Source organism: Paraburkholderia sp. GAS33 (assembly GCF_050436645.1).
In the GTDB taxonomy this organism is placed as follows: domain Bacteria; phylum Pseudomonadota; class Gammaproteobacteria; order Burkholderiales; family Burkholderiaceae; genus Paraburkholderia; species Paraburkholderia phenazinium_B.
On sequence record NZ_JBNDMP010000002.1, the window covers coordinates 839,885 to 862,640 of the forward strand.

Consider the following 22,756-nt stretch of genomic DNA (forward strand, 5'->3'; position numbering starts at 1 on the left):
CGGCACAATACGCAAAAATACATAAGTGATTTTCCGCTTCCGCACCTGCTTTCGCACCTTTCATGCCCGCACTGGATTACCAAACCGCCTTCCACCTTGCGCCGATCGGCCTCGTGCTGTCGCGCGAGCGCTTCATTGAAGACTGCAACGACCAGTTGGCGTCGATCTTCGGCTGTCCGCGCGAGTCGCTGCTGGGGCAGTCGTTTCAGGTACTGTATCCGTCGGCGGACGAGTTCGAGCGGATCGGCGAACGCATTCCGCCCATCATGACCGCGCACGGCAGCTACGCCGACGACCGGATCATGAGACGCGCCAACGGGGAATTGTTCTGGTGTCACGTGACGGGCCGCTCGCTCGAGCGCGCTAACCCGCATGCCGCGGGCGTGTGGACTTTCGAGGATCTGAGCGCGACGCGGCGCGTCGCTATCGAGCTGACTCCGCGCGAACGGGAAATCGCCGCGCAACTCGTGACGGGCAAGACCAGCAAGCAGATTGGGCGCGTGCTGGACATCAGCTCACGCACGGTGGACGTCTACCGGGCGCGGCTGATGCGTAAATACGATACGGGCAATGCGACGGAACTGCTGCAGAGGCTGCTCGGGCATTGACCGTTGCGAAAGAGCTTGCAGCGGGCTCGCTACATGGAGCCGCTCTGCACGAAACCGGACGAATGCGCTAAAACGCGAACTCTGGTCGACAGCGGAGCCGCCTCAAACCGGCTTGACGAGCACCGCGCTTTCGATAGTCGAGCGCAGCAGATCGGGAATCGGCGCCGACTTGCCCGCCGCGTAGTCGATCCACACGCAACGCGCGGCGCCCCGTGCATAGACGGTCGACGGATCGTCGGCGCGCCTCAGTTCGAAGCCGGTGTCGAAACTGCTGCGGCCGGGCGTGCCGACCGACATCCGGCCAATCACGTCGCCAGGATAATGGAGCTGCTTGAGGAACTCCATCGATGCGTTGACGATCACCGGCCCCTGCCCTTCCTCATTGCCGCCGAGAATACCCAGTTGCTCGAACCAGGAAATCCGCACCTGCTCCATGTAGCGGAAATAGACCGTGTTGTTCACATGGCCGAATGCGTCCATGTCGCCCCAGCGGATCGGCATGGACATTTCAAAAACGGGGTGTTGTTCGCTCATCGTACTTCTTCTACAGGTTGAAACGGGGCGCGGTTCTTAGCCCCAACTGAGGCTCAAACCCACGCCCAATCAGGAAAGCCCAAAGCCATCGTCGGCGGAAATGATCGAGCCATTGATGAATTGCGATTCATCAGCGGCCAGCAAAAGCAGCAAGCCGTCGAGATCTTCAGGTTGGCCGACACGGTGACGCGGCAGCATCGAAACCAGCTTCTGCCCCTGGTCGGTGGACCAGTGATGATGATTGATTTCGGTGTCGATATAGCCCGGGCAGATCGCGTTCACGTTGATGCCGTGTCGCCCCCATTCCTGCGCCATCGCCTTGGTCATATGAACGACCGCGGCCTTGCTCATCGAGTAGAGGCCAATCTGCGGCAACACACGCAGACCCGCCACCGAGGCAATATTGATAATTCGATACGACGGCTTCTGCCCGCCGTTGCCGCGCATGATCATGCGCTTGGCGACTTCCTGGGCCACGAAGAACGCGCCGCGCGTGTTCGTGTCGAACACGTATTCGAAATCGGCGGGCGTAACTTCCGCTAGCTTCTGCGTGGTCGAGACGCCCGAGTTATTCACCAGAATGTCGATGGTGCCCGCCTCCGTCTCGGCATGCGCCACGGCCGACTTGATGCTCTGGTAATCGGTGACGTCGAGCGACACCACGTGCGCAGCGCCGCCGGAGGCTTCGATTTCGGCGCGCAATTCTTTCAGGCGTTCGGTGCGGCGGCTGGCCAGCACGACCTTCGCGCCAGCCTGCGACAGCACCTGAGCGAAGCGTTTGCCCAGCCCGCTCGAGGCGCCCGTAATCAGCGCAACCTTGCCTTCCAGATTGATCGAACGGCCCATTGTGTTTACCTTGTTCGGTTGGGGTTACACGCGCGGCGAGGCCGCGGAACTTCGTGAATACCTGGGGCATACCCGGTGAAACGCCGGGCCGCTACCGTATCACATAAATAGAACGATCGTGCTAATCTTTATTCATTGGGTTGCGGCGCCGGAACCGTTCGCCCACAATACGATCCCGAAAAAAGCATTCTAACGGTAAGAGGAGCATCAATGACCCCCGCAAGTCTCATTGAGCAGTACGGCCCGCGCGAGTCGATGGAATACGACGTGGTGATTGTCGGCGGCGGCCCCGCTGGCCTGTCCGCAGCGATCCGTCTGAAGCAGCTGGCAGCGGAAAAAGGCGTCGAAATCGGCGTCTGCGTACTGGAAAAGGGCTCGGAGATCGGGGCGCACATCCTCTCCGGCGCGGTCATGGACCCTCGCGCGCTGAACGAACTGATCCCCGACTGGAAGGAAAAAGGCGCGCCTTTGGACGTTGAAGTGACCGAAGACCGCTTCCTGTTTCTCTCCGAAAGCGGTTCGAAGAGCGTGCCGAACTGGGCGCTGCCGGACAACTTCAAGAATCACGGCAACTACGTCATCAGCCTCGCGAACGTCACGCGGTGGCTCGGCCAGCAGGCCGAGGCGCTGGGTGTGGAGATTTTCCCGGGCTTTCCGGCGGCCGAAGTTCTGTACAACGAGGACGGCTCGGTCAAAGGTGTCGCCACCGGCAACCTGGGCATCGGCAAGGACGGCCAGCCGACCGAGAACTTCCAGCTCGGCATGGAACTGCACGCGAAGTACACGCTGTTCTGCGAAGGCGCGCGCGGCCATCTGGGGCGGCAGTTGCAGGATAAATTCAAACTGCGCGACGGCGCCGATCCGCAGGTCTACGGTATCGGCATCAAGGAACTGTGGGAAATCGATCCGGCCAAGCACAAGCCAGGTCTGGTGATCCACACGGCAGGCTGGCCGCTGGAGTCGGACACCTACGGTGGCTCGTTCCTCTATCACCTGGATAACAACCAGGTGATGGTCGGCTTCGTGGTGGGCCTCGGCTATACCAACCCGTACCTGTCGCCGTTCGAGGAATTCCAGCGCTACAAGACGCATCCGTCGATCCGCGCGTTCCTCGATGGCGGCAAGCGCGTCTCCTACGGTGCACGCGCGATCACCGCCGGCGGCCTGCTGTCGCTGCCGAAGCTGGTGTTTCCGGGTGGGGCCCTGGTGGGCGACGACGCGGGCTTCCTGAACGCCTCGCGCATCAAGGGTTCGCACGCCGCGATCAAGACCGGCATGCTGGCCGCCGATGCCGCGTTCGATGGCGTGCAGGCCGGCCGCACGAGCGATGAACTCACCGCCTATCCGGAGGCGTTCAAAACCTCCTGGCTGCACACGGAGTTGTACCGCGCACGCAACTTCAAACAGTGGATGAGCAAAGGCCTGTACCTGGGCACGCTGATGGTGGGCATTGAGCAGAAGCTGCTGAGCGGCAATGTGCCGTGGACTCTGCACCACCAGCATTGGGACCACGAGATGCTAAAACCGGCGTCGCAGTGCAAGCCGATCGTGTATCCGAAGCCGGATGGCAAGCTGACGTTCGACCGGCTGTCCTCGGTGTTCATCTCGAACACCAATCACGAGGAGAACCAGCCGGCCCACCTGACGCTGAAAGATCCAAGCGTGCCGGTGAACGTGAACCTGAGCACGTATGCGGGGCCGGAATCACGGTATTGCCCGGCCGCGGTGTATGAGTTCGTGAAGAACGACGATGGCAGCGAGCGTCTGGTGATCAATGCGCAGAACTGCGTGCACTGCAAAACCTGCGACATCAAGGACCCGACACAGAATATCGTGTGGGTCACGCCGGAAGGCGGTGGTGGGCCGAACTATCCGAATATGTGACGCGACGGGTGGCGCTGGGGTGTTAGCACATTAGCGCGAAGTCACAGGACGCAAAAGCGCCGCTCTCCATGACGGATGAGCGGCGCTTTTTTTCGTCTGCGGGGTTGGGGCTTGCTGAAACGCTGTAACGTTGTCGGCCTGGTTCAATGCCCTGCCAACCCTGCCAGCGCTTCCAGTCTCTCGCGCACGCTCGCCAGCACAGGCGCCCACGCACCGATCGCCGGCTGACGAAACAGCTCGACCGAGTCATACCACGGCGTGCGTTGCGTCGTTTGATCGCCCCAAAACCACGCCGACACATGATCGATCATCAGACACGTCGGCACACCAAGCGCGCCGGCCAGATGAGCAGGACCGCTGTCGATGGTCACGACAAGGTCCAGATTGGCGAGCAGTGCCGCGACGTCATCGAAACCGGCGTCGAAATGCGGCGTGGGATCGACAATCTGGATGCCGTGCTCGCGCCATTGCCCGATCGTCGCAGAACGCCCTGGCGACAGCGCGAACCAGGTGATGCCTGGCACCATCAGGAGCGGCTCCAGCTGGTCGACTGGCACCGAGCGCCGCGCATCACGAATGTGCTGCGGATTGCCGTTCCACACCAGCCCGACTTTGGGCCCACTACTCACTGCCGTCTGCGCGACACGCTCGCGCCACAGCCCGGCGCGAGCCGAGTCGGCACTCAGATAGTAGCGTCCCCAGCCTGCCGAATCGAAGATGCCGAGCCGCAACGGCAAACTCATCAGCCCACAGTGGAAATCCGGCTGGGTGATGAGGCTGGTTTCAAGCGCCACGTCAGAGGGCAACATGCGCTCGAACAGGTGCCGCAGCGGCCCGTCGTGGCCAAAGATCACCCGGCCGCCCTCGCGCCGTGCCCGCTCAGCGAGCAGCGGCAAAAAGCGCACGGCCCACAGGCAATCGCCGTTGCCTTGCTCGCCGTACACGATCAGCGTCTTGCCGGCCAACGACTCACCCTGCCAGTAGCTGCTGATCTCGGCGAGCGCACGATGTGCGTCGTTCAGGTCGTCGCCAAATGCGATGCGTGATTCGTAGTTTGCCCAGCCGTCGTCATAGCGGCCGGAGCGTATTTCCAGCTCCGACAGATCGAACGTCGCGTGCGCGTTGTTCGGCGACAGTTCGAGCACACGCCGCAACAGTGCTTCGGCTTCCGCAAAGCGAGCCTGTTCCTTGATGCACAACGCGAGCTTGTGCAGCGCGACCGGATTACCCGGCACCACCCGCACGGCCTCGCGCAACAGACGCTCGGCTTCGTCGAAATCGTCGCGTTGCTGGATGGCGGCGGCGCGCCAGACGAGCGCGTTAGCATCTTCCGCGTTGCGCGCAAGCAGCAACGACGTCGCCGAGTCGACCAAAGGCCAGTCGCGCAGCATAAATCCGGTTTGAGCAATGGTGTGAAGCAGCGTCGGATCGCAAGCGGAATCGAGCTGATAGGCCTGCACCAGTGCGACAAGCGCTTCGCGCTGCTGGTCCCGGTTACGCCCCGCCGCTTGCAGCAGGGCTTGGCCGAACGCCAGCCAGTCCATGGCGCTCGCTTGCGGCGTGGTGACTCGCGCACGCAACCGCGACAGCGCGTCCGCGCCGTCGGCTGCACGGGGATTCGGGTCGATCATTGGGGAATTCCGACACAGACGATAAGTCGCGCGGAACGCGACTTACGGCGCGCTCGCCGCGATCTTCGGCGTAGTAACGACCACATCGCCGCACTGCGCGCGATGGCGCAGCGCATGGTCGATCAGCACCAGCGCCAGCATCGACTCGGCGATAGGCGTAGCACGAATGCCGACGCACGGATCATGACGCCCAAAGGTCTCGACGATGGCCGGTTGCCCGGCCTTGTCGATGGAGCGCCGCGGCGTACGGATACTCGAGGTCGGCTTGATGGCGATCGATACCGTGATGTCCTGCCCCGTCGAAATCCCGCCGAGCACGCCGCCCGCGTGATTGCCGACAAAGCCTTCCGGAGTCAGTTCGTCGCCATGCACCGAGCCGCGCTGGGCGACGCTGGCAAAGCCCGCACCGATCTCGACGCCCTTCACCGCATTGATGCCCATCATGGCATGCGCGATATCGGCGTCGAGGCGGTCGAACAGCGGCTCGCCGAGCCCGACCGGCACGCCCGAGGCAACCACGTTGATGCGCGCGCCGATCGAATCGCCATCCTTGCGCAGCGCGTCCATGTACTCTTCGAGCTGCGGCACCACCTCGGCGTTCGCCGCAAAGAACGGGTTTTCGCGCACGTGCGACCAGTCGACGAACGGCACTTCGATCTCACCAAGCGTCGCCATGTAGCCGCGAATCTCGGTGCCGAAGTGCTCGCGCAGCCACTTCTTGGCCACGGCGCCAGCCGCAACAGTAGGCGCCGTCAGACGCGCCGACGAACGGCCGCCGCCGCGATAGTCGCGAATGCCGAATTTCTGCCAGTAGGTGTAATCGGCATGGCCCGGACGGAACGTATCCGCGATGTTGCCGTAGTCCTTGCTGCGCTGGTCCGTGTTGCGAATCAGGAGCGCAATCGGCGCACCGGTCGTGACGCCTTCGAACACGCCCGACAGGATCTCGACCTTGTCCTCTTCCTTGCGCTGCGTGACGTGACGCGACGTGCCCGGCTTGCGACGGTCCAGTTCGACCTGGATATCTTCTTCGACCAACGTCATTCCCGGCGGGCAACCGTCGATCACACAGCCGATAGCGGGACCATGGGATTCGCCAAAGGTCGTGACAGTGAAAAGCGTACCAAGCGTATTGCCGGACATGAGCGTCGTCCAAAGAGATGCGGGGAAACCGCTATTATGCCAGCCTCGTCTAAGGCGAGGGCCGCTCCAGACGGGCGTTGGCCGAACGGACAAGTGACGGCGGCCCACGCAAGTCGCCGCCCGCCACGCGGGTCGCCGCGCTAGCGAGGCACAGCACAGCACAGCACAGCACAGCAACTCAGGGTAGCAGAGCGGCAGTCCCTACTTCCGCGCCCCGCGCAACTCCGTCACGATCTGCTGCAGCCCTTCCGGCGTCACCTGCGCCGGATCGAGCGGCTCGCCGACCGCCAGCGTCAGCCGGCTCATCACACCTTTTTGCACCGGTCGCGGCCAGCGCGTCTCGGCGCCACGTGAAAACACGCTGCCCCACAGCCCGCGCAGGGCCATCGGCACCACCGGCGCCGGCGTGCGACGGATGATCTCGGTCACGCCATGGCGGAACGGGTTCAGATCACCGGTCCTGGTCAGCTTGCCTTCCGGGAAAATGCACACCAGGTCACCCTCAGCGAGCGCCCGCGCGCAGGCTTCATAGGCCCGCGTCAGCATTTCCGGGTCCTCGTGCGACGGCGCGATCGGAATAGCCTTCGCGTGACGAAACACCCAGCCGGCAAACGGCGACCTGAAAATGTGGTGATCCATCACGAAGCGGATCGGCCGCGGGCTTTCGGCCATGATGACGATCGCGTCCACATAGCTCACGTGATTGCACACCAGCACCGCCGCGCCCTCCTCCGGAATGCGCTCGGCATGCACGAGCCGGATCCGGTAGAACGTATGCACCAGCACCCATGTGATAAAGCGCAGCAGGAATTCCGGCACCAGCGAGTAGATGTAGGTGGCCACCACGATGTTCAGCAAAGCAGTCACCAGGAAAAGACCCGGAATACTGACGCCCGCGGTGGTTAGCGCCATCGCCATCAGCGCCGAGACGATCATGAACAGCGAGTTGAGAATATTGTTGGCTGCGATGATGCGTGCACGATGGCTCGGCTGGCTGCGGCTCTGGATCAGCGCATACAGCGGCACGCTATAAAGGCCGCCGAACACGGCGAGCAGGAACAGATCGGCGAGCACGCGCCAGTTGGCGGGCATCGTGAGGAATTCGCCGACGCTCAGCAAATGCGCGGCCGGCGGTAACGCGTGACTCGCAAAGAACAGATCAATGGCGAACACGCTCATACCGATCGAGCCGAGCGGCACCAGCCCGATTTCAATACGTCGCTTCGAGAGCCGTTCACACATTAGCGAACCGAGCCCGATGCCGATGGAAAACGTGCCGAGCAGCACGGTGACGACATCGGGATTGGCCGACAGCACGTCCTTGGCAAAATTGAAAAACGACGACAGAAACGTCGCGCCGACAAACCACAGCCACGAAATACCCAGCAGGCTCAGAAACACCGTGCGGTTTTCGTGGGCGATCTTCAGATTGCGCCACGTTTCGCTGACCGGATTCCAGTTGATCTGCAGATCGGGCTGCGGCGCCGGCGTAGCGGGCACAAACATGGACACGACGCGCCCCACCAGCGCAATCCCGACGCAGGCGCAGGCCAGCACCAGGGCGCCATGTTCGACGAATCCCGCCGCTTCCCCGCCGATAATCGTGCCGATCAGGATCGCGACGAAGGTACCCATTTCGACCATGCCGTTGCCGCCGACCAGTTCCGTTTTCGCCAGATGCTGGGGCAGGTACGAATACTTGACCGGGCCGAACACCGTGGAATGGACACCCATCAGAAACGTGCACAGATATAGCAGCGGCGCGCTATGCAGCCAGAAACCCGTGCCGCCGATCAGCATCACAGCGATCTCGAACGTCTTCACAAAGCGCGTCAGCATCGCCTTGTCGTACTTGTCCGCGATCTGGCCGGAGGTGGCCGACAACAGCACGAACGGAAGGATGAAGATCGCCGAGATCAGGAACGCCGCGGTCTTCGCATCGACCCCGGAAAAGCGCGCCGTCTGATACGTTACGAGCGACGTAAAGCCGATCTTGAACACGTTGTCGTTCATGGCGCCCAGGAACTGGGTCCAGAAAAACGGCGCAAAGCGTCGCTCGCTGAGCAGGCGGAACTGGGATTCGTGTGCGTCGCTAGTTCGGGTTGCGCGGCGGGCGGCGGGTATCGGACGATCGCTCATGTAGTTGGGAAATAGGAGAAAGGACCGCGCGGATGCAAAAAAGGCGCGCGCTTTCGCGCACGCCCCTGGACCTATACCTCAGGCTTGTGGCAACTTGATGGCCGCTGCGACCGCACCCGGCCAACACGGTCATCGCCGGGCATTTAGCCCGTCTGTTGCTCCCGCTCTTCCGGCCAGTCGCGGATATAGGCCTTGAGCATGCGGTTTTCGAAGCCCTGCTCCTCGACCACGGCCTTTGCCACGTCGTAGAACGAGATCACGCCCATCAGCGTGCGGCTCTCCATGACCGGCAAATAGCGCACATGGTGCTCGAGCATCATGCGGCGCACTTCGTTCACATCCGTTTCCGGCGTGCACGTGAGCGGATGGTCGTCCATGACCTTACGGATAGTCGCGGTGCCGACGCTGCCGTGATGTTTGCTGAGCGTCAGGATGATTTCCCGGAACGTCAGCATGCCGACCAGATCGCCATATTCCATGACTACCAGCGAGCCGATGTCGTGCTCGGCCATCGCATTGACTGCGTCGAGCAGCGGCGTATCCGGCGTGACGGTAAACAGGGTATTGCCCTTGACCTTGAGAATGTCGCTGACTCGCATGATTGTCTCCTTTGTCGACCGGGGTTAGCGCTTTGGCGCCTACTCGCGGTCCCATGCACGGGTGATTGCAGAATCTGGTGAAGCCGTTAATGCATGACTGATTTCGATCCTAGCGGAAAGGCCTGTAAAAGGAAAGCGGGCCGCCCACCAAGGCGGGACGGGCGTGGCAGCGCCCCATACAGGGAAAATCGGACTTGAAGCCGTCAACCCCGATGATACGATGCCTCCACTTTGACCCTTCGCGGAGCTGCCCGTGGCTCCGCCGCCCAGGATGTCCGCCAACCGTTTCGATACGCTTGCGCTGCATGCCGGCGCAGCCCCCGATCCCACGACCGGTGCGCGCGCCACGCCGATCTACCAGACCACCTCGTTCTCGTTCCGCGACACCGACCACGCCGCCGCGCTGTTCAACATGGAACGCGCCGGCCACGTGTATTCGCGGATTTCGAACCCGACCGTGGCCGTCTTCGAAGAGCGCGTCGCCGCGCTGGAAAACGGCGCCGGCGCAATCGGCACGGCCAGCGGCCAGGCCGCGCTGCATCTGGCGATCGCCACGCTAATGGGCGCGGGCTCCCATATCGTCGCGTCTGGCGCCCTGTATGGCGGCTCGCACAATCTGCTGAACTACACGCTGCGCCGCTTCGGCATCGAAACGACTTTCGTCAAACCCGGCGATCTGGACGGCTGGCGCGCCGCGCTACGCCCGAACACCCGCCTGCTGTTCGGCGAAACCCTCGGCAATCCCGGGCTCGACGTGCTGGATATTGCCGCGGTAGCCGGGATCGCGCATGAACACCGCGTACCGCTGCTGGTCGATTCGACCTTTACGACGCCGTACCTGCTCAAGCCCTTCGAGCATGGCGCGGATTTCGTCTACCACTCGGCGACCAAGTTCCTCGGCGGTCACGGCACCACCATCGGCGGTGTGCTGGTCGACGGCGGGACCTTCGACTTCGACGCGTCAGGACGCTTTCCCGAGTTCACCGAACCGTATGAGGGTTTCCACGGCATGGTGTTCGCCGAGGAAAGCACCGTTGCCCCCTTCCTGCTGCGCGCCCGTCGCGAAGGGCTACGTGACTTCGGCGCGTGTCTTCATCCGCAAGCCGCCTGGCAACTGCTGCAGGGGATCGAAACGCTGCCGCTGCGTATGGACCGGCACGTTTCGAACACCCGCAAAGTGGTCGAATTTCTCGTTACCCACGCCGCGGTCGAATCCGTCGCGTATCCCGAACTGGACTCGCACCCGGATCACGCACTCGCCATGCGCCTGCTGCCACGCGGCGCCGGCGCCGTGTTCAGCTTCAACCTGCGTGGCGACCGTGCCGCCGGACGGCGCTTCATCGAAGCGCTCTCGCTGTTCTCGCATCTGGCGAACGTCGGCGACGCCCGTTCGCTGGTGATCCATCCCGCCTCTACCACCCATTTCCGCATGGACGCCGCTGCACTCGCCGCGGCGGGCATCGCCGAGGGCACCATCCGCCTGTCGATCGGCCTCGAGGATCCGGACGATCTGATCGACGACCTCAAGCGCGCGCTCAAGGCCGCGCAGAAGCCCGCCAGCGGCAGCGCCGCCAAACCGAAGAACAGTCCCCAAGGCGCCGGCAACCCCAGCGGCGGCGCAGCCAAGGAGTCCGCATGATCCTCGAGGTCCAGAACAAGACAGCCTACGTCTACACCGGAGGCAAACCGTTCGACTCCGACCTGCCTTGCGCGGTGTTCATCCATGGCGCCGAGCACGACCACAGCGTGTGGGCGCTGCAAACCCGTTACTTCGCGCATCACGGCTTCAGTGTGCTGGCCGTCGACCTGCCGGGCCATCATCGCAGCGCTGGCCCCGCGCTCACCGATATCGCCTCCATGGCCGACTGGCTCGCCGCGCTGCTGGACGCAGCCGGCGTGGCACGCGCTTGCGCGATTGGCCACAGCATGGGCTCGCTCGTCGCGCTCGAGTTTGCCGCGCGATATCCGGAACGTGCGAGCGGTCTCGCGCTGGTCGCCACTGCCGTACCGATGGCCGTCTCCGACGCCCTGCTCGACGCCGCCCTCAACCGCGAGCCGGAGGCGATCGGCATGGTCAATCAATGGTCGCATTCGACGCTGGCCGCGAAACCATCCTGCCCCGGTCCGGGCTTCTGGCTGCACGGCACGAACCAGCGGCTGATGGAGCGGCTCTCGGCCAAAGGCGAACCCGGCTTGTTCCACACCGACTTCACGGCCTGCAATGCCTACGCCGATGGCCTTGCACGCGCAGCCCAGGTGCGCTGCCCGGTACAGCTGATCGTGGGACGGCGCGACGCCATGACGCCGCCGCGCGCCACGAAAGCGCTCGCTCAGGCTTTTGCAGAAGCCGGTGCAACGGTCGCCACGGTGGTGCTCGATGCCGGCCACGCGCTGATGACCGAGCAACCGGACGCAACGCTGGACGCGCTGTTCAGTTTTGCGTCGGGCCTCGACACCCAATCCGCATAAAGCTATGCAGTTCCGCTCAATCGCTTCTGTAAGCTCGACAATAGCGCCGCCCGGCGGCGCGCACCATCGGCCGAATGGCCAGGTTGCGCGCATCCGCCGATAGCCGCACAATGATTCAGGCCCATCCGGTTTCAGGCGCACAAACGATGCACTTGTCGCTGGCCGGGTTCGCCATGCCGCATAAACGGGCATGGCGGGGGATGGACCACAAGAGAGCAGCGAAACGGAGGCCAAGATGTCTCAAACCGCTCATACCGAACGCTTCGCGAATTTCGCGGAGTTTTATCCGTTTTACCTCGAGGAGCATCGCAACGTTGTTTCGCGGCGGCTGCACTTTGTCGGCTCGCTGGGCGTGATCGGCTGTCTGGCCATGGCGCTAGCCACCGGCGATTGGCTGTGGTTGCCGGCTGCGCTCGTCAGTGGCTATGGGTGTGCATGGATCGGGCATTTCTTCTTCGAGAAGAACCGCCCGGCCACATTCCGGCACCCCGTCTACAGCCTGATGGGCGACTGGGTGATGTTCAAGGATATCTGCGTCGGGAAGATTTCCCTTTAGCGCAAAGGCATGCCGTTCACGCCGTCTGATGGGGCATTGACGAATTCCGTCCCTCGGCTTCGGCCGCTGCCCGCACGGCACGCGCCGAGGCCCGCAGGGCGAGCAGCGACGCGAGCGAAACACTCAGCTTGTCGTTCTCCAGCGCCGCCAGCAACGTCGCGCCGTCCACCCGCGTGGACTCCAGATTGAGCTGATATTCGAGTTCCGCGCGATCGATCACGAACAGGTCGAAGAGCCGTTCCACTGTCACCTGGGCGGGATTGGCCAGCAGCAGGAAACGCGGGCGCGAGCCGTCTTCCTGCAGACGCGCGATCCACTCGATCTCCTCGAGCGTATCAATCAAATGGGTGGTCGTATCCATATCCCGGCGCAGCATGCGCGCGAGATCCTGCAACGTGTACCCAGGCTTGCCCGCTTCGCGCGCCTCGGAAAGCCGCGCGAGCATCTCGAGCGCATCGAACAGATTGCTGCCCGCGAAACGCGGCCGGTGAAACTGCCCTATGCGGATCGCCGGTAGCGCCGACGCCACCATCGCCCCCGCCAGCGTGATGAACCAGCTCAGGTACATCCACAGCAGGAACATCGGCACCGCCGCAAACGCGCCATACACCGCCGTATAGGTCGGAATGCGCCGGATGTAATAGCCGAAGCCACGTTTCGCCAGTTCGAATGCGATGGCTGCGCCGAGGCCGCCCACCACTGCATCGCGCCACTCCACCCGGCAATTCGGCAGATACACGTAGAGCATGGTGAAAGCGAGCACCGTAAGCGGCAGCGCTGCTCCGGTCAGCGCCCAATCGATCAGCGGCGTGATGTGCTGCGCGGCGCTGAACGCCATCGAGCGTGTGAACAGATACGAAGAAATCGACAGGCTGACACCGATCAGGATCGGCCCCAGCGTGATGACCGCCCAATAGACCAGCACGCGCTGCGCAAAGGGCCGCGGCTTGCGCACCCGCCAGATCACATTGAACGCGGATTCGACGGTCATCATCGTCATCACCGAAGTGACGAACAGGACGATCATGCCCATCGTCGTCAGGCCCTTCGCCTTGGCCGCGAATTCGTTGAGGTACCTGAAAATCTGATCGTTGATCTGCGACGGCATCAGATGATCGGCCAGAAAACCCTGCAGCGACATCTGGAACGAACCGAAGATCGGGAACGCGGTGAACAAGGCGAACGCTACCGTCGCAAGCGGCACGAGCGAGAGCATGGTGGTGAACGTCAGACTGCCGGCCACCTGGGGAATGCGATCTTCGCTGCTGCGCTTCGCGGCGAATTGCGCGAGACGTTTAAGCGTATCGAGGTCGAAACGCACCCTGGACAACAAACCCTGCCTCCTTGCTTCGTGAACCGTGTAGGGCTCGCGCCAGTTGCCCGCGAGCCGCCTGTGCTGCGGACCCACCCCCTATAATACCTGCTCACTCGATCAGGCCTATGAAAGACATTCTCGTGCTCTATTACAGCCGTTACGGCGCCACGCGCGAGCTCGCGCTGGCGATCGCGCACGGCGTCGACAGCGTCCCCGGCATGCAGGCGCGCGTGCGCACCGTGCCGCCCGTCTCGACCGTCTGCGAGGCGACCCAGCCCGATATTCCGGCAGAAGGCCCGCCCTACGTCGAGCTGCGCGATCTGGAAGAATGCGCGGGCCTCGCGCTCGGATCGCCGACCCGCTTCGGCAATATGGCCGCTGCGCTCAAATACTTTCTCGACGGCACCACGCCGCAGTGGCTGTCCGGCGCCTTGGCCGGCAAGCCGGCCTGCGTGTTCACGTCCACGGGCAGTTTGCACGGCGGCCAGGAATCCACGCTGCTTTCGATGATGTTGCCGCTTTTGCATCACGGCATGCTGATCGTCGGCATCCCGTATACCGAGAGCACGCTGACCACCACGCTGACGGGCGGCACGCCCTACGGCGCATCGCATTTCGCGCGGGCCGATTCTGCGGAACACGGTATTTCCGCAGATGAGAAAACGCTTGCCGTCGCGCTTGGGGCACGCGTCGCACGCACCGCCGCCGCCATGAGCGAACGCCCGTGAGCACACCCGATTCAGTTTCGACGCCCGCGCGGCGGCGCGGTGCGGCGCTCGGCGCAGCAGCGGCCCTGATTGCGCTGATCGTGCTTTCGGTCGCCTGGGAGTGGTGGCTTGCGCCGCTGCGTCCGGGCGGCACCGCGCTCGTTCTCAAAGCCGCACCGCTGCTGCTCGCCTTGCCCGGCGTGCTGCGCCAACGGCTTTACACCCTGCAATGGACGTCGATGCTGATCCTGCTGTATTTCGCCGAAGGCATTGTGCGCGGCTGGAGCGAGCGCGGCCTGTCCGCCCAGCTCGGCTGGCTCGAAACGCTGCTCGCTGTTGTTTTCTTCGTTTGCGCGCTGGCGTATGTTGGCCCGTTTAAACGGGCGGCAAGGCGTGCGAAGCGGGCCGCATAAAGCTATGCGCGTATGCCGCCTGTCCGATTGCGGCCCGCAACGCGCAGCTCCCAAAGATCAACCGTAGACGAGGCGACGTCGCGTGTTCGCCTCTCTCTTCTGACCGACCATCATGACCCATTCCGCTTCTCAAACGGCACCGAACATGGCCTCAGGCGCCGCCTTCATCGCGGCCTGCCGCGACGCTATCGGTGTAGCACACGTCCTGACAGAATCCCACGACACCGCCTCTTACCTCACCGACTGGCGTCGCCGCTACACCGGTGCGGCCTGCGCGGTACTGTGTCCGGCGACACCCGCCGAAGTTGCCGCTCTGGTGAAGCTGGCAGTGGAATATGGCGTCGCACTGGTGCCGCAAGGCGGCAACACGGGCCTGGTCGGCGGAGCCACGCCAGATGCCGGCGGCGCACAAGCGGTGCTCAGCCTGCGCCGTCTGAACCGCGTCCGCGATATCGACCCGCACAACAACACAATCACAGTCGAAGCTGGCGTGATCCTCGCCGACGTGCAGGCCCGCGCGGAAGAAGCCGGCCGCCTGTTCCCGCTGAGTCTGGCGGCCGAAGGCAGTTGCACGATAGGCGGCAATCTCGCCACCAACGCGGGCGGCACCGGCGTGCTGCGCTATGGCAACACGCGCGAACTCTGCCTCGGCCTCGAAGTGGTCACGCCACAAGGCGAGTTGTGGGACGGCCTGCGTGGCCTGCGCAAGGACAACACCGGCTACGATCTGCGCGACCTGTTCATCGGCGCGGAAGGCACGCTCGGCATCATCACCGCGGCCGTGCTGAAGCTGCATCCGCAGCCGGCGGCGCGCGTCACAGCGCTTGCCGCGCTCGCCTCGCCGCACGCGGCGCTCGATTTTCTCGCGCTCACGCAACGCTTTGCCGGTCCGCTTCTGACCGGCTTCGAGTTGATGTCCGATTTCTGCCTGCGACTCGTTAACCGGCATTTCGCTCAGATGCGCTATCCGTTCGCCGAGCCGCACGCGCAAGTCGTGCTGCTCGAACTATCGGACAGCGAAAGCGAAGAACACGCACGCGCCCTCTTCGAACGGCTGATGGAAACGGCGCTCGAGGAAGGACTGGTGCAGGACGCAGTGGTAGCGGAAAACCTCGCGCAATCGCGGGCTTTCTGGAATCTGCGCGAACACATTCCGCTCGCGCAGGCCGAAGAAGGTCTCAACATCAAGCACGATATCGCCGTGCCGATCTCACGCATCGGGCACTTCATCACCGAAACCGACGCCGCGATAGCGCAAGCCGTACCGGGCGTACGCATGGTCACGTTCGGCCACCTCGGCGACGGCAATCTGCACTACAACGTGCAGGCACCCGAAGGCGTCGATGCGAAAGCGTTTCTCGCGGAGTACCAGAGCCCGATCAACCAGATCGTCTACGACAGCGTGCATCGCCATCGCGGCAGCATCAGCGCGGAACACGGGCTCGGCCAGTTGAAGATCGACGAGGCGATGCACTACAAGCAGGACGTGGAAGTGCAGTTGATGCGAGCCGTCAAACGCGCGCTAGATCCACTCAACCTGATGAATCCCGGCAAGGTGCTACGCTAGGAGTACAGGCTTTCCATCCACAAAGGAGTGCCGTTCGTGAAGATCCGTGTGCTGTCCGACCTGCATCTGGAGTGCGACGAGCCGGAAGTGATCCCGCATGCGCAGGCGGATCTGATCGTGCTTGCCGGCGATATTCACAATCACGCAGCGGGTGCGCGCTGGGCCGCCGAGACGTTCGACGGGGCTGCGCCCGTCGTCTACGTGCCAGGCAATCACGAGTACTACGACGGAGAATTCGGCGCGCTGGAAGCGGCCATGTGCGATGCCGCAGCATCGGTCGAGAACGTGCACTTTCTGAATAACGCTGCGCTGGTGGATCCCGCTGGCGAATGGCGCGTGCTTGGGACCACCTTGTGGACCGACTTCACGCTCTATGGCGCTGACGAGGAGGCGCTAACGATTTCGACGGCAGCGGCCCAGCGCGTCATGCTCGACTTCAAAGGTTTGATCCAGCTCACGTGGCCGCACGACGGCTCGGCCGCGGCGAACACCACTGCCACACGCGATTTCACCCCTGCCGACTCTCTCGCGCTGCATGCACAGGCGCGGGCGTGGCTAGAGCGGGAATTGAGCAAGCCATTCGGGGGGAAAACCATCGTGGTCACGCATCACGCGCCGCATCGGTTGAGTCTCGCCGAGCGTTACGCGGATGACCGCGTGTCGGCCGGCTTCGTCAGCCATCTGCCGACGCTGGTGCGCTCACCGGTTGCGCTGTGGATTCACGGTCACACTCACACGGCGTTCGACTACACCGTTGAGGGCACGCGGGTCATGTGCAATCCGCGTGGCTACCTCGACCGCCGCACCGGGCAGCCGGAAAATCCGCAGTTTGCGTGGGACAGGGTGGTCGAAATATAAGATGCTTGAGCCGACACGGGCAGCGTCATCGACGCTACCCCACACGCTCAGCGGCGGCGCTGATATCCCGCTGCGTCGCGACGTTCGGCGCGGATCGGCACCAGTTGCGGTTGCGCACGCAAGTTGCGCAACAGATCGCGCGAGGCGGCAATTCCAATCAGTCCCAGCATGACGGCCACGCCGATCAGCAGATGCGTATCCATGAGTCCCTCTTCGTTCCAGTAAATTCAGATTCCTGACTGCAACCCACTCGGTCCGGCCAGCGCGTTGACCCAACGTTATCAAATCAAATCGGCGGGAGAAGTAAGGAAATGTTGCGATGCCGAAGATCTGTAACAGCCTGTGATGCACGGCGAGAACGGTCAGTCAACGCGAACCGGCGGACGGCGTGCGCCAGGACCCGCCGTCACGTGCGGATGAATTTACGCAGTTCGGCCTGATCGGTGGCGAGCGTCGAGGGTAGTTCGTCACGCAGAAATTCGACCCAGGTGCGGATCTTCGCGTCGAGATACTGGCGCGACGGGTACAGCGCATACACGTTCATCTCCTGGGACGTGTACTCCGGCAACACCCACATCAACTGGCCGCTACGCAGGCCACTGATCGCCGAATAGATCGGGATGAGGCCAATGCCCATGCCCTCGCGCACCGCCACCGCCAGCGCCTCGGCGACATTCACCTGAAACGTCGCCGCGCCAAGCGCCAGGGTCTCCTGACCATTCGGGCCGTCGAAGGTCCATTCGTTTGTCGGAAATACCGGCGTGACCATCTGCAGACAGGTGTGGCGGCTGAGATCCGAAGGCGTCTGCGGCACGCCATTGCGTTCAAGGTAAGCAGGCGACGCACAGGCAACGCTAAATGCGCTGCCCAGGCGCTGCGAAACGAGGCCCGAGTCCGGCAGATCGTGCGCCAGCACGAGCGCAACGTCATAGCCCTCGTCGAGCAGGTCGGGCATGCGTTGCGCCAGCGTCAATTCAACCTGTACTTCCGGATAGCGTTGCTGATAACGCCCAACGGCCGGCACCACATAGTGCTGGCCGAAACTCGTCATGGCGTGGACTTTCAGCTTGCCGGACGGCTTTGCGTGAGCGTCGCCCGCTTCGGCTTCGGCCTGATCGACGTAGGCCAGAATCTGTTCGCAGCGCTGCAGATAACGCTCGCCGGCTTCGGTCAGCGCAATGCGGCGCGTGGTGCGATTGAGCAACCGGGTGCGCAGATGCGCCTCGAGATCGGAGACCGCGCGCGACGCATACGCCGTGGTCGTATTGAGGTGCTGCGCGGCACCGGTGAAGCTGCCCGCCTCGACGACGCGGGTGAAAACACGCATGTTTTGAAGCGTATCCATACCTATCCTCACTGAGACGAAGCGATTGTTACACGCTTCGCAAGAGCGATTATCTCAATTTCCGTAAAAATGCCTTACATCTTTGCGGGTTATTCGTAAATACAGCGAAAAATATAATGGCGCACAAGGTACTTTAGTCAATAAAGGAGTAAATCGTGCAGCCTCCGGTACAAAAAGGGATCACCGCGATCGCGGTTCTTACGATCTCCATGATAATCGCCGGCTGCGCCAGTACCGGAGGCATCGCGCCTCAGGCACGCGGAATGAATCCGTCCTCGCTCGATGCCGGCGCAGCGATTCGTGCCGCCGATGCCGAGGCGCAGTGGCCCGCTGCGGACTGGTGGCGCGTCTATAACGATCCGCAGCTCAATGCGTGGATCGACGCGGCTCAGGCCGGCAATCCGACGCTCGCCGTTGCGCAGGCACGGGTGCGCGAAGCGCAATCGCTGGCTGGTGTGGCGCACGCGGCGCTCTCGCCGCAGGTCAACGGCAATCTGTCGCTCGAGCGTCAGCACTGGCCAGACAATATCTATTACGGTCCGGGTTCGCTCTCGAACACCAACTCCTACGACAACACCGGCACGCTCGGCCTGTCCTATCATCTCGACCTGTGGGGCAAGGACAAGAACGCCGCCGAGCAGGCGCTTGACGCCGCTCACGCCAGCGCAGCCGACGAACGCGCCGCGCAACTCGAACTCGAAGCGAACGTGGTGCGTGCGTATATCGGTATGTCGATGAATTACGCGCTGCTCGACATCGCCCAGGCGACGCTGCAACAGCAACAGCAGATCGTCGATCTCGCCACGCGCCGTCTCAAAGGTGGTCTCGGCACGCAGCTCGAAGTGAGCCAGGCCGAAACGCCTGTGCCCGAATACGAACGCCAGATCGACGCACTCGAAGAGCAGATCGCGCTGGGCCGCAATCAGCTTGCGGCGCTGGCAGGCAAAGGTCCCGGCGCGGGCGATTCGATCACGCGCCCAACGCTTTCTCTCGACGCGCCCGCAGGCTTGCCTTCGACGCTGCCTGCCGAGCTGCTCGGCCATCGTCCCGACATCGTCGCGGCGCGCTGGACGGTGGCGGCACAGGCGCGCGGTATCGACGTCGCCAAGGCCAACTTCTATCCGGACATCAACCTGCTGGCATCGATGGGCGGCTATGCTGCGGCCGGTCCGCTGTTCCAGTTCCTGAAGGCGACCAACGGCGGCTGGACCGCGGGACCGGCGATGTCGTTGCCGATCTTCGACGGCGGCCGGCTGCGCTCGCAACTGGGCGCCGCGGATGCCGGTTATGACACGGCAGTCGAGCAGTACAACCAGACCATCGTCAGCGCGCTGAAGGACGTGGCGGACCAGGTGGTGCGGATCCGTTCTCTCGAGACGCAAGCCAACGATGCCGATCGCTCGGTCGCCGCCGCACACAAGAACTATGACCTCGCGAAGGAAGGCTACCGGCGTGGTCTGACGGACTATCTGAATGTGCTGGTGGCGCAGAACCAGTTGCTGCGGGCGCAGGAAGGCGTCGCACGCGTGCAGGCCGAGCGGCTGGGTGCGCATGCTTCTCTGATGACGGCGCTCGGTGGCGGCCTCGCCGATCCGGCTGACGGCCCGAAGACGGATGAAACGCTGCCGGCGCATGGAAAAGGCAAAACGGCGACGACGGCGCCACCGACCGCCAACGCAATGACTGGCGGTCAGGCCTCGGCCTACGCGCCCACTGTGCAGTAAGGGCCGCGAATCATGTCCACCTCCCCCTCCTCAGTCCCACGCCAGCCGCTCGCTTTGACGGCCTTCTACGCGGCCGCCGCCGATTGGGCCCGCACCGACGGCCTGACCTGGATCTATATCTTCAAGGCGCTGGCTGCGGCGTTTCTTTCGCTGTACGTAGCGATGAAACTCGACCTGCCGCAACCGCGTACCGCGATGACGACCGTCTTCATCGTGATGCAGCCGCAAAGCGGCATGGTGTTCGCGAAGAGCTTCTACCGGATCTGCGGCACGGTGGTCGGGCTCGTCGTCATGCTGGCGCTGATCGGCCTGTTTGCGCAGCAGCCGGAACTCTTCATCGCGTCGACGGCGATCTGGGTCGGCATCTGTACCGCAGGTGCCGCGCGCAACCGAAATTTCCGCACGTATGGCTTCGTGCTGGCCGGCTACACCGCCGCGTTGATCGGCTTTCCTGCGGCACAACATCCAGACGGCGCGTTCATTTCCGCAACGACGCGCGTCGCGGAAATCGTGGTCGGCATTGTCTGTTCCGGCGCAGTCAGCGGGTTGGTGTTCCCGCAGTTCACCGGCGAACAGATGCGCACCACCATACGCGGCCGTTTTAGTGCGTTCGTCGAATACGTTTCGGCATCGCTGTCGGGCCAGGTCGATCGCGCGCAGATCGAAACCACCAATGCACGCTTTGTCGCCGACATCGTGGGCTTCGAAGCGATCCGCAGCGTCGCCGTGTTTGAAACCCCGGCCTCGCGGATGAGAGGCGGCCGCCTGTCGCGCCTGAACAGCGAGTTCATGACTGCATCGACGCGCTTTCACGCCTTGCATCAGTTGATGAACCGGCTGCATGAGGCCGGCGCGTCTGCCGCTATCGAAGCCATCGAACCGTACTTCAAGGAGATCGCGCCGCTCCTCGACAAATCCGGCGAACCGGTTCTGACCGCCGCCGATGCCGTGCGCGTGACCGAACAACTGGAAACCTACAAGACCGAGTTGCCCAACCGGCTGCGGGCAACGCGCGAAGCGCTGGAAGCCCGCCCCGACGTGCCGCTGCTCGATTTCGACACCGCCGCCGAACTGCTCTACCGCTTCATCGACGATCTGCACGCGTATGCGGCCACGTATGCCTCGCTGGCTAGCGATACGCACGAGCGCGAGCGCTGGATCGACCGCTATGAGCCGCGGACCAACGCATTGTTTGCAGGGGTCGCCGGCATGCGCGCGACGATCGTGATCGCGCTGCTGGGCGTGTTCTGGATCGCGAGCGCGTGGCCGAGCGGCGTCACGCTGCTGCCGGTCGGCTCGGCGACCTGTGCTCTGGCGTCCACATCGCCGAACCCTACCCGCATGGCATTCCAGATGGCGGGCGGCACGCTCCTGTCGTCGCTGATGGGGATGATTGTCGTATTCGGGCTGTATCCACGCGTCGACGGTTTTCCGCTGCTTTGCGTTGCGCTCGCGCCGTTCCTGCTGCTCGGCGTATTCATGACGACGCGCCCGAAGCTGGCCGGCTACGGCGTGGGTTACTGCATTTTCTTTTGCTTCCTCGCAGGTCCGGACAACGTGATCCACTACGATCCGACCGGCGTGATCAACGATGGGCTGGCGCTGTTTCTGTCGATGCTCGTGTGTTCGATCGCATTCGCGCTGCTCCTGCCGCCGTCGCTGCCGTGGATGCGCAACCGTCTGTTGATCGACCTGCGCCGCCATGTCGTCACGGCCTGCAACTCACGTCTGACACGCCTGCGCTCCCGCTTCGAAAGCGGCGCACGCGACCTGATGTTCCAGATCAACGCGCTCGCCGAGACAGAACCCGAGGTCAAGCGCGACAGCCTGCGCTGGCTGTTCGCCGTGCTCGAAGTGGGCAACGCGATCATCGATATGCGGCGCGAGATCGGCGCGCTGCCGCCTGAAGCTCGCTACGCTAAAACGATGCCGTGGCGCATTGCCGAACGCAAGATGCGCGACGCAATCGCAGCGCTCTTCGACCGGCCGGGCGCTCAACGGATGGACGCCGCGCTCGCAGCGACGATCGACGCTACTGCGGCCGTCCAGCAAGTGCTGTCGACGTTCACACCACCGCGTGAGGAGCATCATCGACTGCAACGCATCCTGAGTCATCTGCATTTCATTCGTACCGCGCTGCTCGATCCACAATCGCCACTAGAGACGCTGGTGGGCTCGCGGACCGGGAAACAAGAAGGAGTTCGCCATGCCACGTGAAGTTGCTGTGCTTGACGCTTACGTGCCGGCCATTGTGTTGATGTTTATTGCCGGCGCTGTGCTTACCTGGGTGTTGGATCGCGCGATTGCCTATACGGGACTGTATCGCGTGGTGTGGCATCCGAACCTGTTCCGGGCCAGCTTGCTCGTATGTGTATGCGGCGCGCTGGGCCTCGCCGTTTATCGTTGATCAGAGTCGAA

21 protein-coding genes are annotated in these 22,756 nt (G+C 63.3%); 12 read left to right on the plus strand and 9 right to left on the minus strand.

Annotation, left to right across the window (positions count from 1 at the left end; genetic code table 11):
- Positions 1 to 62 precede the first annotated feature (62 nt).
- Entirely contained in the window at positions 63 to 608 is a 546-nt protein-coding gene (locus P3T24_RS10070) for a LuxR C-terminal-related transcriptional regulator (RefSeq protein WP_074263961.1), read from the plus strand.
- A gap of 102 nt (positions 609 to 710) precedes the next feature.
- Here the strand turns inward: P3T24_RS10070 and P3T24_RS10075 are convergent, their stop codons facing one another.
- Positions 711 to 1,142: an acyl-CoA thioesterase gene (locus tag P3T24_RS10075; protein WP_429434215.1), complete on the minus strand. Its 432-nt coding sequence runs from the start codon at positions 1,140 to 1,142 to the stop codon at positions 711 to 713.
- Between the two features lie 69 nt (positions 1,143 to 1,211).
- Positions 1,212 to 1,988: an SDR family oxidoreductase gene (locus tag P3T24_RS10080; RefSeq protein ID WP_074263959.1), complete on the minus strand. Its 777-nt coding sequence runs from the start codon at positions 1,986 to 1,988 to the stop codon at positions 1,212 to 1,214.
- 210 nt (positions 1,989 to 2,198) lie between these two features.
- On the opposite strand from P3T24_RS10080, the gene P3T24_RS10085 reads away from it, so the two are divergent.
- Complete coding sequence (locus P3T24_RS10085; protein WP_429434218.1) at positions 2,199 to 3,872, plus strand: electron transfer flavoprotein-ubiquinone oxidoreductase; 1,674 nt, start codon at positions 2,199 to 2,201, stop codon at positions 3,870 to 3,872.
- Between the two features lie 143 nt (positions 3,873 to 4,015).
- Here the strand turns inward: P3T24_RS10085 and P3T24_RS10090 are convergent, their stop codons facing one another.
- From P3T24_RS10090 to P3T24_RS10105, 4 genes are all read right to left on the minus strand, one after another.
- Positions 4,016 to 5,503 (minus strand): tetratricopeptide repeat protein, encoded by a 1,488-nt coding sequence (locus P3T24_RS10090; RefSeq protein ID WP_429434221.1) that lies wholly within the window; start codon positions 5,501 to 5,503, stop codon positions 4,016 to 4,018.
- A 42-nt stretch (positions 5,504 to 5,545) separates the two neighbouring features.
- A complete protein-coding gene (gene aroC, locus P3T24_RS10095; protein ID WP_074263956.1) occupies positions 5,546 to 6,646 on the minus strand; it encodes a chorismate synthase in 1,101 nt (366 codons plus the stop codon).
- Between the two features lie 201 nt (positions 6,647 to 6,847).
- Entirely contained in the window at positions 6,848 to 8,785 is a 1,938-nt protein-coding gene (locus tag P3T24_RS10100) for an MFS transporter (protein WP_429434224.1), read from the minus strand.
- 143 nt (positions 8,786 to 8,928) lie between these two features.
- The gene (locus tag P3T24_RS10105; RefSeq protein WP_074263954.1) at positions 8,929 to 9,384 is read right to left on the minus strand and encodes a CBS domain-containing protein; all 456 of its coding nucleotides are present in this window, start codon (positions 9,382 to 9,384) and stop codon (positions 8,929 to 8,931) included.
- Between the two features lie 271 nt (positions 9,385 to 9,655).
- Between P3T24_RS10105 and P3T24_RS10110 the strand changes: the two genes are divergently transcribed.
- From P3T24_RS10110 to P3T24_RS10120, 3 genes are all read left to right on the plus strand, one after another.
- Entirely contained in the window at positions 9,656 to 11,023 is a 1,368-nt protein-coding gene (locus P3T24_RS10110) for an O-acetylhomoserine aminocarboxypropyltransferase (RefSeq protein ID WP_429434316.1), read from the plus strand.
- Positions 11,020 to 11,853: an alpha/beta fold hydrolase gene (locus tag P3T24_RS10115; protein WP_429434227.1), complete on the plus strand. Its 834-nt coding sequence runs from the start codon at positions 11,020 to 11,022 to the stop codon at positions 11,851 to 11,853. Before P3T24_RS10110 ends, P3T24_RS10115 begins: the two co-directional genes overlap by 4 nt.
- A 235-nt stretch (positions 11,854 to 12,088) precedes the next feature.
- Positions 12,089 to 12,409, plus strand: coding sequence for an Mpo1-like protein (locus tag P3T24_RS10120; protein ID WP_074263951.1), 321 nt, complete (start codon positions 12,089 to 12,091; stop codon positions 12,407 to 12,409).
- A 16-nt stretch (positions 12,410 to 12,425) separates the two neighbouring features.
- On the opposite strand, the gene P3T24_RS10125 is transcribed toward P3T24_RS10120, so the two are convergent.
- On the minus strand, positions 12,426 to 13,742 hold the full coding sequence (locus P3T24_RS10125) for a YihY family inner membrane protein (protein WP_074263950.1): 1,317 nt from the start codon (positions 13,740 to 13,742) through the stop codon (positions 12,426 to 12,428).
- A gap of 107 nt (positions 13,743 to 13,849) precedes the next feature.
- On the opposite strand from P3T24_RS10125, the gene wrbA reads away from it, so the two are divergent.
- The 4 genes from wrbA to P3T24_RS10145 all read left to right on the plus strand — a co-directional run bounded on the left by wrbA (position 13,850) and on the right by P3T24_RS10145 (position 17,269).
- Positions 13,850 to 14,452 (plus strand): NAD(P)H:quinone oxidoreductase, encoded by a 603-nt coding sequence (gene wrbA / locus P3T24_RS10130; RefSeq protein ID WP_429434230.1) that lies wholly within the window; start codon positions 13,850 to 13,852, stop codon positions 14,450 to 14,452.
- The gene (locus P3T24_RS10135) at positions 14,449 to 14,844 is read left to right on the plus strand and encodes a DUF2069 domain-containing protein (protein WP_429434233.1); all 396 of its coding nucleotides are present in this window, start codon (positions 14,449 to 14,451) and stop codon (positions 14,842 to 14,844) included. The genes wrbA and P3T24_RS10135 overlap by 4 nt, the downstream gene beginning before the upstream one ends.
- A gap of 145 nt (positions 14,845 to 14,989) precedes the next feature.
- On the plus strand, positions 14,990 to 16,411 hold the full coding sequence (locus tag P3T24_RS10140) for an FAD-binding oxidoreductase (protein WP_429434236.1): 1,422 nt from the start codon (positions 14,990 to 14,992) through the stop codon (positions 16,409 to 16,411).
- A 36-nt stretch (positions 16,412 to 16,447) separates the two neighbouring features.
- On the plus strand, positions 16,448 to 17,269 hold the full coding sequence (locus P3T24_RS10145) for a metallophosphoesterase (protein WP_429434238.1): 822 nt from the start codon (positions 16,448 to 16,450) through the stop codon (positions 17,267 to 17,269).
- A 47-nt stretch (positions 17,270 to 17,316) separates the two neighbouring features.
- Here the strand turns inward: P3T24_RS10145 and P3T24_RS10150 are convergent, their stop codons facing one another.
- Positions 17,317 to 17,472, minus strand: coding sequence for a hypothetical protein (locus tag P3T24_RS10150; RefSeq protein WP_167379378.1), 156 nt, complete (start codon positions 17,470 to 17,472; stop codon positions 17,317 to 17,319).
- A gap of 203 nt (positions 17,473 to 17,675) precedes the next feature.
- A complete protein-coding gene (locus P3T24_RS10155) occupies positions 17,676 to 18,614 on the minus strand; it encodes a LysR family transcriptional regulator (protein WP_074263946.1) in 939 nt (312 codons plus the stop codon).
- Positions 18,615 to 18,769: 155 nt separating this feature from the next.
- Between P3T24_RS10155 and P3T24_RS10160 the strand changes: the two genes are divergently transcribed.
- From P3T24_RS10160 to P3T24_RS10170, 3 genes are read left to right on the plus strand one after another with little or no spacing between them, the layout of a single operon-like run.
- Complete coding sequence (locus P3T24_RS10160; protein WP_429434241.1) at positions 18,770 to 20,338, plus strand: efflux transporter outer membrane subunit; 1,569 nt, start codon at positions 18,770 to 18,772, stop codon at positions 20,336 to 20,338.
- A gap of 12 nt (positions 20,339 to 20,350) precedes the next feature.
- The gene (locus P3T24_RS10165; protein WP_429434244.1) at positions 20,351 to 22,555 is read left to right on the plus strand and encodes an FUSC family protein; all 2,205 of its coding nucleotides are present in this window, start codon (positions 20,351 to 20,353) and stop codon (positions 22,553 to 22,555) included.
- Positions 22,545 to 22,745, plus strand: a complete 201-nt coding sequence (locus P3T24_RS10170; RefSeq protein WP_429434246.1) for a DUF1656 domain-containing protein — start codon at positions 22,545 to 22,547, stop codon at positions 22,743 to 22,745. Before P3T24_RS10165 ends, P3T24_RS10170 begins: the two co-directional genes overlap by 11 nt.
- The last annotated feature ends 11 nt before the right edge of the window (positions 22,746 to 22,756 follow it).